A 210-nucleotide genomic window follows, 5' to 3' on the forward strand; every position below is an offset into this window, starting at 1 on the left:
CCGCTCGCCGCAGCCGAACGGCAGGAGCGTAGCGACTGAGTGAGCGAGGAAGCGGAAAAGAGACCGGTTTTACACTGAGCACTGACGCCCTGAGGCCCCTTATGACGAAACAACAGAAAACTGCCCTGAACATGGCTAAATTCATCCAGAATCAGTCCCTGCTCCTGCTGGAGAAGCTTAACGAGCTTGATCTCGATGCGGAGGCTGACC

At 56.2% G+C, this 210-nt stretch carries 1 protein-coding gene; it reads left to right on the forward strand.

Translation table 11 applies throughout. The features are described from left to right. Positions 1-101: 101 nt before the first annotated feature. Positions 102-210: Rop family plasmid primer RNA-binding protein (locus tag VZP09_RS25015; protein WP_248491284.1), on the forward strand; the 109-nt coding region annotated here is incomplete at its 3' end.

The organism is Klebsiella sp. EMBS2024, assembly GCF_036233805.1.
Classification (GTDB): Bacteria; Pseudomonadota; Gammaproteobacteria; order Enterobacterales; family Enterobacteriaceae; genus Klebsiella; species Klebsiella pneumoniae.